At 68.5% G+C, this 12,386-nt stretch carries 9 protein-coding genes and 1 pseudogene; 6 read left to right on the top strand and 4 right to left on the bottom strand.

The annotated features are described in order from the left end of the window. Positions 1-344: pseudogene (locus AC1DNG_RS21660) on the bottom strand (lipoyl synthase); the annotation flags it as partial. Then, on the bottom strand, positions 341-1,009 hold the full coding sequence (lipB, locus tag AC1DNG_RS21665) for a lipoyl(octanoyl) transferase LipB (RefSeq protein WP_230007918.1): 669 nt from the start codon (positions 1,007-1,009) through the stop codon (positions 341-343). The pseudogene AC1DNG_RS21660 and the gene lipB, both read right to left, overlap by 4 nt. A 107-nt stretch (positions 1,010-1,116) precedes the next feature. On the opposite strand from lipB, the gene AC1DNG_RS21670 reads away from it, so the two are divergent. The 5 genes from AC1DNG_RS21670 (at position 1,117) to AC1DNG_RS21690 (ending at position 7,540) form a co-directional block, all read left to right on the top strand. After that, a complete protein-coding gene (locus AC1DNG_RS21670; RefSeq protein ID WP_476888309.1) occupies positions 1,117-2,742 on the top strand; it encodes a serine/threonine-protein kinase in 1,626 nt (541 codons plus the stop codon). 79 nt (positions 2,743-2,821) lie between these two features. Beyond that, positions 2,822-4,108 (top strand): APC family permease, encoded by a 1,287-nt coding sequence (locus tag AC1DNG_RS21675; protein ID WP_476859831.1) that lies wholly within the window; start codon positions 2,822-2,824, stop codon positions 4,106-4,108. A gap of 196 nt (positions 4,109-4,304) precedes the next feature. Then, on the top strand, positions 4,305-5,747 hold the full coding sequence (gene gadC / locus AC1DNG_RS21680) for a glutamate/gamma-aminobutyrate antiporter GadC (protein ID WP_476888310.1): 1,443 nt from the start codon (positions 4,305-4,307) through the stop codon (positions 5,745-5,747). Beyond that, entirely contained in the window at positions 5,744-6,190 is a 447-nt protein-coding gene (locus tag AC1DNG_RS21685; protein WP_476870594.1) for a hypothetical protein, read from the top strand. Before gadC ends, AC1DNG_RS21685 begins: the two co-directional genes overlap by 4 nt. 3 nt (positions 6,191-6,193) lie before the next feature. Beyond that, entirely contained in the window at positions 6,194-7,540 is a 1,347-nt protein-coding gene (locus AC1DNG_RS21690) for a M20/M25/M40 family metallo-hydrolase (protein WP_476888311.1), read from the top strand. Between the two features lie 9 nt (positions 7,541-7,549). Here the strand turns inward: AC1DNG_RS21690 and AC1DNG_RS21695 are convergent, their stop codons facing one another. Next, complete coding sequence (locus tag AC1DNG_RS21695) at positions 7,550-8,443, bottom strand: TIGR01777 family oxidoreductase (RefSeq protein ID WP_476888312.1); 894 nt, start codon at positions 8,441-8,443, stop codon at positions 7,550-7,552. 74 nt (positions 8,444-8,517) lie between these two features. Between AC1DNG_RS21695 and AC1DNG_RS21700 the strand changes: the two genes are divergently transcribed. Then, positions 8,518-12,105, top strand: a complete 3,588-nt coding sequence (locus tag AC1DNG_RS21700; protein ID WP_476888313.1) for a S41 family peptidase — start codon at positions 8,518-8,520, stop codon at positions 12,103-12,105. Here AC1DNG_RS21700 and AC1DNG_RS21705 read toward each other — a convergent pair. Further along, positions 12,102-12,386 (bottom strand): integrase core domain-containing protein (locus tag AC1DNG_RS21705; RefSeq protein WP_476888314.1); only part of this gene is annotated, 285 nt, incomplete at its 5' end. The two genes, AC1DNG_RS21700 and AC1DNG_RS21705, sit on opposite strands and share 4 nt — an antisense overlap.

Below are 12,386 nucleotides of genomic sequence, written 5' to 3' on the forward strand. Positions count from 1 at the left end.
AGCTGCATGGCCTGGACCGAGCGGGCCACCTTGGTGGGCTCGAACATGTCCACGGGCGAGGGCTTGCCGGTGTCGATCTGGCAGAAGTCGCAGCGCCGGGTGCATTCGGAGCCGCCGATCAGGAAGGTGGCCTCCTTGTCTTCCCAGCACTCGAAGATGTTCGGGCAGCCGGCCTCCTCACACACGGTGTGGAGGCCCTCCTTCTTCACGAGGTTCTTGAGCTGGACGAACTCCGGGCCCATCTGGACCTTGGCCTTGATCCATTCCGGCTTCCGTTCCACCGGTGTGGCCGCGTTTCGCTGCTCAATGCGCAGCATCTTCCGGCCTTGTGGTGCCAGTGTCACAGTAGAGCTCCTTCTGGGGTTGCAACTAGGGCTTGTTCATTCTTGCGCAGTTCTTCGGTGATCCGCGACATGAGGTCCGCCGGGGTGACGTCCCTGCCAAGTTCCTGGGCGATCGTGGTGACTCCGGCGTCGCTGATCCCGCAGGCGATGATCTGGCCGTAGGGGGCGAGATCGTTGTTGCAGTTGATCGCGAAGCCATGCATGGTGACACCTTCGTGGACGCGGATGCCGATGGCCGCGATCTTGCGGTCCGGACCCTTTTCGTCCTGTTCGATCCACACGCCAGCGCGGCCCTTGATCCGGACGGCGGCGATGCCGTAGTCCGCCAGGACGGCGATGATGACCGCTTCCAGCCGCTCCACGTAGTCGCGGATGCCAGCCTTGTTCTTCAGTTTGATGATGGGGTAGCCAATGAGCTGGCCGGGGCCGTGCCACGTCAGCTTGCCGCCGCGGTCCACGGCCACAACGGGAGTTCCGTCAAAAGGCCGTTCGTGGTCTTCGGTGCGCTTGCCTGCGGTGTAAACCGCGGCGTGTTCGAGCAGCAGTACAGTGCTGGGCGCGGTGCCCGCGAGGACCTTTTCATGCAATTCGCGCTGGATGTCCCATCCGCGCGTGTAATCGACGAAGTCCGGGGCGAGACCCAGCTGTTTGAACTCAAGAGTCATGGCATCAAGCTTAGACCCCGCCGCACCCACCTCCCGTTTGTGTGCTTAAGCTCTCATGCCTGTGGATAACTTCTGCACGATTCCGCGCAATCGACTATTCCTTGGGTATGGAAGATCTCCCGCCGGCCGCCGGTGCGGCCCCCCAGGTTCCCGGTTACGACGTCGGACGGCTGCTGGGGCGCGGCGGCAGCGCCACGGTCTGGCTGGTGACCGAACAGTCAACGGGCCGCGAGTTCGCCCTGAAATGCTTCGATGCCGACCGCGCCGCACCGGAAGAATCCGAGGCCGGGGACGTCATGCGGCGCGAAGTCCGGATCCTCTCCGCCCTGGCACACAGCCACCTGCTTCGCGTGCACGCAGTGGTGCGCCTGCCGGTTCACGACTCTGGCGGCAGCGGCCTCGGGCTTGCGCTGGACTACGCACCCGGCGGCTCGCTGGCGACGCTCGTGGGAAGCCGGGGACGCCTGGGTCCCGGCGAAACGGTGACGGTCCTGACTCCCATCGCGCAGGCCCTGGCATACCTTCACGGCCAAGGCTTCACCCACGGTGATGTGGCCCCCGGCAACGTGCTCTTCACGGCTGACGGCAAACCGCTGCTGGCCGATCTCGGCGTCGCGCGAATGGTGGCCGACGCCGCTCCGGTCGCCGAAGAGGGCACAGCAGGATTCCAGGATCCCGCCCCGTCGGACGCTGTGCGGGCCGGGCTGCAGCCCGAACGCGACATTTACTCCCTGGCCGCCCTGGGCTGGTATTGCCTCACCGGACGGGCCCCCGAGCCCGGCCCGCATCGTCCACCGCTGAGCCTGCTGGTCCCGGAGGTTCCGGCAGCGTTGGTTGCCGCCCTCGAAGCGGGGCTGGGCGGGGAGCGCCGGGAGCGTCCCCCGGCGCTGGAGTTTGCCGCTATGGTCTACCGCAGCGCCCGGGCGGAGCCCGTCGATCTGTCGGTTTCCGTGCACCCCACGGTCATCCCCCAACTGCTCACACGCAAGGCCGTGCAGTCCGGCCCGGGCCGGCGCCCAGGCGCTATCCGGAAAACCGGACTCCACCGCGGATTCCGGCGGACTCCCGCGCGGCGGGCGCTGCTGCCCGCTCTCGCCGCTGCCGTCCTGCTGGCCGGCACCTGGCTGCTGGCCGGTGGCGGGCCGGCCTCCGACGCCGTCGCCGGGCTGTTTCCAGGGTTTGTGTCCGGCCACGATGCACCGGTGCAGACAGGAAGTCCCGTGGGCCGCGAGGGACCGGCGGCGCCGGCGGAGGGGCCGGTTGGCGGGCCGCCGCCCCCCACCGCCGACGGCGGGGCCACCGCCATCCTTCCCGACCTTGAGGCACTCCTGGCCTCCGCCGACCCGGTGGAGGCGGTCCGCGGCCTGGCCCGGCTCCGTTCACTGGCACTGAGCTCCGGCGACTTCAGCCTGCTCGATGCCGTCAACGCCCCGGACTCGGCGGCCGCCGCCTCGGACGGCCGCATCAAAGCGCAGCTCAGCGCCTCCGGCCACGTCCTGGCCGGATTCTCGACCTCCCTGACCCGGATCGAGACCACCGCGGAGAGCAGCCCCGCCCGGGCAGTGGTGGCCATCACCACTGCACCTTCCGCTTACCGGGAAATCGATGGGAACGGCGCCACGGTGGCCGAAGTACCCGCCGCCTCCGCACAGCAGCTTCACCTGGTCCTGGTGCCCGTCGACGGGCGCTGGCGGATCCAGGACGTGCTACCTCCGGGGCCCGGAGCCGGCTAGGGTTCCACGCTTCAGGGCGCGGTGGTAACCTCCCACCGAGACGGCTGCTAGCGAGAGCCTGACGCCGGAGAGGGACGCCATGTCGACCACGGTTCCGAAGAAGCAGATGACCGTCATTCAAGCAGCGTTCATCGGGGTGGGTTCCATGGTGGGCGCGGGAATCTTCGCGCTGCTGGGCGCAGCCGGCGCTGTCGCCGGCTCGGCTGTGTGGGTGTCCTTTCTGGTGGCGGGCGCCATCGCCGGCCTACAGGGGTACTCGTTCGCGAAGCTCGGCGCGACTTACCCATCGGGCGGGGGCATGCTGGCCTACCTGGCCCGGGGGTTCGGGGAGGGGCACGCTACAGGCATCGTTTCGTGGCTGTTCTACGTGACCGGCGCGATCGTGGGGGCAATGGTGGCGTCGTCCTTCGGTGGATATGCCAGTGCAGTCCTGACCGGTCGCGACCCAGGCTGGGCCAAAGTGTTCGCGGTCGCGCTCATCCTGGTCATGACCGTCCTGAACGCGGTCGGTTCCACGGCGGTCGCAAGAGTCCAGTCGGTGATCGTGAAGATGGTGCTGGCCATCCTGTCCGTGTTCGCGATTGTCACGATCGCGAACTGGAACCCAGCGCTCCTGGATCCGGCCGGCTACCCGGGCGTCCGCGAGATCATCGCGAGCGTGGCGTTGACGTTCTTCGCCTTCCTCGGGTTCGGCGTCATCACCTTTACCGCGAAGGATCTGCCTGACCCGTCCCGTCAACTGCCCCGCGCCATGTATCTGGCGCTGGCGATCGCCACGACGGTGTACGTCGCCGTCTCGCTGGGAGTTTTCGGGACCCTGACCGCCGACGAGGTCGTCGCCTACGGCGCCACTGCGCTGGCCGAGGCCGCCAAGCCGACGCTGGGCCAGTTCGGCTATGTGCTGATGGTGATCACCGCCCTGCTCTCCACTTCCGGGGCGGTGAACGCCAGCCTCTATCCTTCCGTGGGGATGACCCGGCATCTCGCCTCGGTGGGACAGTTTCCACCGGTCTTCGGCCGCTCCGTGGGCCGCAGGCAGGTGCCGGTTGGGCTGCTGGTCATGGCCGGCCTCGCGGCGGTGATGGTGGTGGCGTTCAACCTCAACAGCATCGCGTCGCTTGGAAGTGCGGTGGCCTTGCTCATTTTCTCCGCGGTCACGATGGCCCACTTCAAGGTGTACCGGGAGACCGGGGCCAAGCTTTTGGTGCTTATCATCGCCCTGATTGCGACCTTGGGAACGTTCGTCGTGTTCTGCACAACCACGCTCGTCAATGAACCCGCCACCGCCGCCGCGCTGGTGGTCATCCTTGCACTGGCGCTGATCACCGATTTGCTGTGGAAGCGCGCCCGAAACCGCGCAAATTAGCACCCCGGCGATCTGACGTATAGGGGAGTTGGGGACTATTCCCTGCTAATTCCTAGGTCCATGCTGTAGGCACCGAGCACTTTCTGTGATAAGGGGGGGCAGTGGGCATGTTCAAGCCGACGAGTACTCGCCCCAGGCGGTTTAGCTCCGCCTGGCCCGTGGCGCAGACCACGGGGCACTGGAGGGTGTGGCTCACGTGAGCGAACAGGCAGTGACCCGGCCGAAGGCACCACCGGCCGTGTGGATCTCCTGGGTGGCCCTGGCATTGATGACCACGAGTTCGGTGGCCAGTCTCCGTGCGGCCCCGACCATGGCCGTCTACGGCCTCGCCTCAGTCTTCCTCTACGTGGTTCCCGCGATCGTCTTCCTCCTCCCGACCTCCCTCGTGTCGGCCGAGCTGGCCTCCGGATGGAAGGGCGGCATCTACAACTGGGTATCGTCCGGAATCTCCAAACCGATGGGCTTCCTGGCGGTCTGGTGCCAGTTCGCGATGACGATTTTCTACTATCCAACCCTGCTGGGATTCGTCGCGAGCACGCTCGCCTACGTCTTCAACCCGGCGCTGGCCAGCAGCGGCGTGTGGACGGCCTTGGTGATCGTGGTGTTCTACTGGGCCGGCGTGTACGTCTCATCCCGCGGCACGAAGGGTGTGGCGGGCCTGGCCAGCGGTGGCCTGATCATCGGCACCCTGATCCCGGGCGCCCTGCTAGTCATCCTGGGTGTGGTCTTCCTCGGCCAGGGCAATCCGTCCGCCGCTCCGATGACCGCGGCGAATTTCTTCCCCGAATGGGCCGGGCTGGCCAGCCTGGTGCTGATCGTGAATAACTTCCTGTCCTACAGCGGCATGGAGATGAACGCTGTGCACGTGTCCTCGCTGAAGGACCCGGGTAAGGAGTATCCGAAGTCGATGTTCCTGGCCATGGGACTGGTACTGCTGATCTTCATCCTGCCGGCGCTGGCGATCAGTTGGATCGTTCCGGCCGATGAACTCTCCCTCACAGCCGGTGTCATGCAGGCCTTTGACGCGGTGCTGGCCTCCTTCAACCTCCAGGCGCTGACACCGATCCTCGGGATCATGCTGGTGGCCGCCTCCCTCGGCGGCATGCTGACCTGGCTGGCCGGTCCGTCCAAGGGCCTGCTGCTGATCTCGCGTGAGGAAGGATACCTCCTGCCGTTCCTGCAGAAACTGAACAAGAACGGCATCCAGCAGAACCTCCTGGTGGTCCAGGGGCTCGTCACCACCGTGATCGCGCTTGGCTACGCGCTGATCCCGGATGTTTCCAGCGCGTACTGGATCTTCTCGGTGATCACCACGCAGGTCTACCTGATCATGTACCTGCTGATGTTCGTGGCCGCCGTCCGGCTGCGCCGCAACGACCCGGACCACGCGCGTGGCTTCCGGGCGCCAATGCTGGTTGGGCTCTGCGGCGTCGGTTTTACCGCCTCCCTGGCCGCCCTGCTCGTCGGGTTCGTCCCGCCTTCGCAGTTTGGCAACGGCGATCCGGCCGTCTATTTCCTGATCGTCGCCGGCGGCGCGCTGGGACTGGGCCTGCTCGTGCCGTTCCTCTTTTACAGGTTCCGCAAACCCTCGTGGAAGCTGCCGGAGCAAGACGCTCAGACGGAGGCACCTAGGTCATGAGCACGCATCAGGAGTCCTCGACCAGGCGCAGCCGCTCGGTCGTTTACATAGTTGCCATGATCCTGCTGGTGGTGTTCGCCGTCGTCGCATTGCTGAATTTCCGGTCGGCGAGGGAGACACAACAATCCCTGGCGAAGGCCGACCAACTGATCGCGGCGATCGAATCAGCCGGCGGGACGGCACCCTCGCGCGAGCAGATAGCTCGGGTGCTCGGTGACGACGGCGGTGCCGTTTGCGCGAACCCGAACAGCGCGTTGAGCCGGGCCACCTTCTTGAGCCAGCTGGCGAACGGGGCAACCGGGCCGGGATACAGGCCGGTGATCGGGAACGCCCGGATCGCCGTCGGCGAGCTCGCGATTATCAAGGTCTATTGCCCGGACCAGCTCGCTGAGTTCCAGGAGTTCATCGACGACCTCAAGACGTACCACACGGGTGGTGCGTGAGCCGTGGACCTGCGCGCCCGCATCACCGATCTGATGGGTCCGGCACGGGAGGAGCTCGCCGAGTTTGTGGCCATCCGGTCGGTGGCGGATGCGCGGCAGTTTCCCGTCGAGGAGTGTGCCAAGGCTGCCCAATGGGTGCTGGACAAGTTCGCCGGACTCGGATTTACGGATGTGCACCTCGAACGGACCCCGGACGGCTCCGACGCGGTGGTGGGCTCCAGGCCCGGACCCGATCCGGACGCGCCCACCGTGCTCCTCTACGCGCACTACGACGTCCAGCCACCCCTCGATGACTCGGCATGGCGGACCCCGCCCTTCGAGCTCACTGAAGTGGACGGCCGCTGGTACGGCCGCGGCGCCGCCGATTGCAAGGGCAACATCCTCGCCCACCTGCTCGCACTGAGGGCACTCGGCAGTGACGTACCGGTGAACCTGTTGCTGGTGGTCGAGGGGTCGGAGGAACAGGGCACCGGCGGGCTCGAGGCGTTCGTCGCCGGCCACCCGGACCTGCTCCGTGCCGACACCATCCTGGTCTGCGACACCGGCAACGCCGCCGTGGGCCACCCCGCCGCGACCGTAACTCTGCGCGGGATGGTCAATGTCGTGGTGACGGTGGAGGCGATGGCGTCAGAGCTCCACTCCGGCATGTTTGGCGGGGCTGCCCCCGACGCGCTCGCCGCACTGATCGCCATGCTGGCATCACTGCGGGACCGGCAAGGCAACACGACGGTCATGGGATTGGACAACGCCCAGACCTGGACCGGTGCGCCCTATCCGCCAGGGCAGTTCCGCACCGACGCCGGCGTCCTTGAGGGAGTGTCCTTGCTGGGGGACGGCACCGTGTCCGACATGCTCTGGGCACGGCCCGCGGTCACCGTGCTCGGCATCGACTGCCCGGCGGTGACCGGCTCGACGGCGGCGATCTCGCCGCGGGCCTCGGCGCGCCTGAACCTGCGCGTCCCGCCGGGCATGGCGGCCGCCGACGCCCACACGGCGTTGGTCAGCCACCTCAAGGCGGCCGCGCCCTGGGATGTCCACGTCACGGTGGACCTCGAGGCCATCGGGTCGCCATTCCAGGCGGCAGTCGGCGGCCCGGCCTTTGAAGCCATGAGCGTCGCGATGTCCCAGGCCTACGGCACGCCCATGACAACCCTGGGGCAAGGGGGATCGATCCCGCTCTGCAACGTCTTCGCCGACACCTACCCGGACGCGGAGATCATCCTGCTCGGCGTCGAGGAGCCGCTCGCCCTGATCCATGCACCGAATGAGAGCGTCGATCCGGGCGAGATCAGGGCCCTGGCAGAGTCCCTGGCCCTCTTCCTCCGGAGGTACGCGACGCTGCACGGCTAATAGCGGCAGCTAGCCGCGCCCTGCCACCCAGGCGGCGGCCCCGGCGAGGGACGGGTGCTTCCAGGCGAAGCTGTTCTCCGCCAGGACGGCCGGCTCCAGCCGCTGGCTCGCGAGCAGCAGTTCTTCGGCGAGATCGCCCATCACCAGCCGCAGCACCGGGGCCGGTACCCGCAGCGCCGCCGGCCGGTGCAGCGCCCTGGCCAGTTGCGTGATCAGGGAATTCACATCTGCGGCTTCGGGGGCGCAGACGTTGACCGGCCCGGACACGGGCGCCGAGAGAAGGAAGGAAAAGGCGGCAGCCACATCCGGCAGAGTGATCCACGGCCAGAACTGCCGGCCATCGCCGAGCGGGCCGCCGACACCCAGGCGCAGCAGCGGCAACAGCCGGCCCAGTGCGCCGCCGGAACGGCTCAGGACGACGCCGGTGCGGGGCGTGACCACCCGGACTCCGGCAGGCGCCTCATGCGCCGCGGCCTCCCAGTCGACGCAGATCCGGGACAGGGTGCCGGTGCCGGCCGGCGCGTTCTCGCGCAGCACCGCCGTACCGGCGTTGCCGTAGTAACCGGAGGCCGACTGGCTCAGGAACACGGCGGGCGGCGCGTCGGTGCGCGCCATGGCGGCCGCGAGGGTCCGGGTAGCCCCCAGCCGGGAGGCGCGGAGCTCGTTGACCCGCGCCTTGGTCCAGGGTCGGTCGCCGATTCCGGCGCCGGAGAGGTTGACCACCGCGTCCGCGCCCTTCAGTGCGGTGTCGTCGATCCGGCCGGCAGCCGGGTCCCACTGGAACTCGGCTGGGGACGCAGGGGCACGCCTGACCAGGGCGACGACGTCGTGCCCCTCGCGGCGCAGTGCACCCGAAAGGGCAGTTCCGATCAGCCCGGAGGCCCCGGCAATAAGGATTCGCATGATCCATCTCACCATGCCCGGCACGGCCGCGAAACCTCCCGGGCCGTAAGGACCGTTGTGGCTATGATCGAACGATGACCCCCTCGAGTTACTTCCGTTTCCCGCATCTGCACGGCGATCTGGTCACCTTTGTGGCCGAGGACGACGTCTGGATTGCACCCGTGGGCGGGGGCCGCGCCTGGCGCGTATCCTCCCTGCAATTGCCGGCCCGCAACCCGCGCTTCACCCCCGACGGCAAGCGTCTGGTCTGGACCGTCGTCCAAGGGACTGCCCCGGAAGTCGTCACGGCCAACGTCGACGGCGGCGGCTACAGCCAGTTGAGCTACTTCGGCCACCCTTCCACCCGGGTCAAGGGTTTCACCCCCGACGGCGACGTCCTGGTGACCAGCGCGTTCCGCCAGTCCGACAGCCGTCACACCCACGCCTACAGCCTCCCCGTGACCGGCGGCTGGGCGCAGGAACTCCCGTTCGGCCCGGTCGAGTCGGTGGCCTTCGGCCCCGTCGTCGGCGATGAACGCCCTGTGGTGCTCGCCAGTGTCCTGTCACGTGAGCCGGCCTGGTGGAAGCGCTACCGCGGCGGCGCCGCCGGCAAGCTGTGGATCGACGCCGACGGAAACGGTGAATTCGTCCGGCTCGCTGCCGCGCTGGACGGAAACCTCACGGACCCCCTGTGGGTCAAGGGACGGATCGCGTTCCTGTCCGACCACGAGGGTTACGGAAACCTCTATTCCGTCCTGCCCAACGGCAGCGACCTGCGGCGCCACACGGACCACGAGGACTTCTATGTCCGCCACGCCGCCACCGACGGCGAACGCGTGATCTTCGAATCGGCCGGTGAGCTCTGGCTGCTGCCCAGCCTCGACGCCGAGGCCGTCAAGCTCGACATTGTGCTCGGTTCCGCCTCGCAGGCGCGCCGGCCCGCCCCGCTGAAGCCCTCGAAGCACCTTGGCGACGTCGTACCGGACCGCACGGGCGCGTCCAGTGCCGTCGAATCCCACGGAACCGTCCACTGGCTGCGGCACAAGGACGGCCCTTCCCGCGTCCTCGAGGCCACCCCGGGCGTCCGGGCACGGCTGCCGCGGCCCTTCGGCGAGGGCCGGATCGCCTATGTCGCCGACCACGACGGCGTCGAGGCCCTGTACCTGAAAGCCATTGCGGCGCCCCTGGCCGGAGCGGCTGCGGCAGCATCGAAGGCCCCGCAGCCGGCCGTGCAGTCCGCTGCCGAGTCAACGGCCCGGCCCGCTGCTTCCGCCGAGGACGCAGGCATGCAGTTGCCGAAGCCGGTGTCCGCCGCCGCGCTGACCGGCGCAGGATCAATCCCCGCCGCTGCAAACGGTTCCGTGTCAGGCCCGGTCACAGCGGCCCCGGCTGCTGCAGACGCAGCCGGCTCCATCTCCGGCTCCGAGCCCGACCGGGCCGGTGCGGGCGCCGCCGTGGAGGCCGCGCCTGCCGCCGATGAGCTGACGCGGATCGACTTCCCCAAGCCCAGCCGGACCAGCGCCATCGAAGCCAGCCCGGACGGGCGCTGGCTCGCCGTCGGCACGGCGTTCGGTGATATCTACCTTGCCGACACCCGCACGGGCACGATATCCCAGCTGAGCAGCATCGGCGAGGGCAGCATTGAGGGATTCACATGGTCCCCGGACTCCGCGTGGCTCGGCTGGTCCGAGCCGGTCACGTCCTTCGGGTCCCGCAGCCGGCTCCGGATCACCCGGATCGACGGCGGCACCGGAGCTGCGATCATTGACGTCACCGACGGCCGGTTCCGCGACGAGTCGCCGTCGTTCACCCCGGATGGCAAATACCTCGCCTTCCTCTCCAACCGCAGTTTCGACCCGGTCTACGACGGGCACTCCTTCGATCTGTCCTTCCCGAGCCCGATCAAGCCGTACCTCGTCGCCCTCGCCGCCGACACACCTTCGCCCTTCGGCCCGAGCGTCGACCTCCACTTCGACGCCGACGCCGCGGCAGGTGCCGCCGGAACAGCGGGTGCTGCGTCCGGGCCGCAGCCGGCCGCCAAACCCGTGCCGTCCGTGCGGGTCGACGCCGAGGGCCTGGCCCACCGCGTCATCGGGGTCCCGGTGCCGCAAGGCAACTACGCCGGGCTCACCGCCGTCGCCGGCGCCCTGCTCTGGCTGGACAGCGAGCTCGCCGGCACCACCGGTGAGGGCCGGGCCAGCCTCGAGGACAAGGGCGCGGCGCCGAGCCTGGTCCGCTACGACCTGGCCAAGCGCCGCACCGCCACGATCGTTGAGGCCCTGGACAGCTACCGGCTCTCCGGCGACGGCGAAAAGGTCGTGTTCATCCAGGACAAGCAGATCCGCCTGGCGCCGGCCGCCGCCAAGGCCGATGAGGACTCCGGCCAGCTGGTCAAGGTGGACCTTGGCCGGATCCGGGTGCAGCTGGACCCACTCAGTGTGTGGGGCCAGGCCTTTGACGAGGCATGGCGGCTCCAGCGCGACTTCTTCTGGACCGAGGACATGGCCGGCCAGGACTGGGAGTCCGTCCACGCCCGCTACCGCCCGGTGGTGGAACGCCTCGGCTCCCATGACGACCTGGTGGACCTGCTGTGGGAGCTGCACGGCGAGCTCGGCACCTCCCACGCCTACGTCCGGCCCATGGCCGCTGTCGAGAACGGCAGCAGCCCGCAGGGCCGCCTCGGCGCGGACCTGGGGTTCACCGGCGAGGGGTGGGAAATCACCCGCATTCTGGCGGGGGAGTCCTCTGACCCGCTGGCCACTTCGCCGCTGACCCGTCCCGGCGCCGACGCGAAGCCGGGCGACGTCCTGCTGGCGATTGACGGCGTCGAACTGACACAAACGCGGACCCCGGGAATGCAGCTGGTCGGCGCGGCCGGCCGCGCCGTGGAACTTACCCTGCGCAATGGCGCCGGCCATGGTGCGGCCGCGGGCGCCCAGCGCCGCGTGGCCGTGGTCCCGGTCAAGGACGAGGAGCGCCTGCGCTACCAGGAATGGGTCTCCGGCAACCGGCGAACTGTCCGGGAAGCCTCGAACGGGACGTTCGGCTACCTGCACATCCCGGACATGATGGCCAACGGCTGGGCACAACTCCACCGCGACCTCGACACCGAAACGGCCCTGGACGGACTGATCGTCGATGTCCGGCGCAACCGTGGCGGCCACACCTCCCAGCTCGTGGCCGAACTTATCGGGCGCAAGGTCACCGGCTGGAGCATGCCGCGCGGGGAAAAGCCGCGGACGTACCCGCACCACGCTCCCCGCGGACCGGTCATCATTCTCACCGATGAGTTCGCCGGCTCCGATGGCGACATCATCACGCAGGTCTCCAAGCTGCGGGGGATCGGGCCCGTCATTGGCACCCGCACCTGGGGCGGCGTCGTCGGGATCGACAACCGCTTCGCGCTGGCCGACGGCACCGGCGTCACCCAGCCGCGCTACGCCACCTGGTTCGCCGGTGGCGTTGGCTGGGGCGTGGAAAACTTCGGCGTCACCCCGGATATCGAGGTGACCTTCCCTCCGCACGCCTACGCCGCCGGAACCGACCCGCAGCTGGAGTACGGCATCGGGGCGCTGAAGGAAATGATCCAGGAACTGCCCACGGACCGTCCGCCGCTGCGCGAGGGTTACCGCCGGGTCCGGCCCGCACCGCTGCCTGCGCGCCGGCAGGCCGGCCAGGCCTAGGTGTACTGCCCAGGGAGGTTGGTTAAGCGGCTGATGGGCGGGTGGCCACCGATTGCGGTGTGGGGCCTGTGGTGATTGTAGTGGTGCAGCCATGCCGGGAGGGCGTTTCTGCGGGCTGATTCCGTGGCGTAGAAGCGTTTGAATGCCCACCCGTCGGCCAGGGTGCGGTGGAAGCGTTCGATTTTTCCGTTGGTCTGGGGGCGGTAGGGCCTGGTCTTCTTCGCCTTGATGTTCAGCTCCCGGCAGGTGTCCCGCCAGAGGTGGGATTTGTAGGCTGAGCC

The organism is Arthrobacter sp. 01T425 (genome assembly GCF_056398725.1).

Coding starts and splice junctions, on each gene's coding strand:
- AC1DNG_RS21685 (WP_476870594.1), top strand. CDS start 5,744: ATGAGCACGCATCAGGAGTCCTCGACCAGGCGCAGCCGCTCGGTCGTT.
- AC1DNG_RS21695 (WP_476888312.1), bottom strand. CDS start 8,443: ATGCGAATCCTTATTGCCGGGGCCTCCGGGCTGATCGGAACTGCCCTT.
- lipB (WP_230007918.1), bottom strand. CDS start 1,009: ATGACTCTTGAGTTCAAACAGCTGGGTCTCGCCCCGGACTTCGTCGAT.
- AC1DNG_RS21700 (WP_476888313.1), top strand. CDS start 8,518: ATGACCCCCTCGAGTTACTTCCGTTTCCCGCATCTGCACGGCGATCTG.
- AC1DNG_RS21675 (WP_476859831.1), top strand. CDS start 2,822: ATGTCGACCACGGTTCCGAAGAAGCAGATGACCGTCATTCAAGCAGCG.
- AC1DNG_RS21670 (WP_476888309.1), top strand. CDS start 1,117: ATGGAAGATCTCCCGCCGGCCGCCGGTGCGGCCCCCCAGGTTCCCGGT.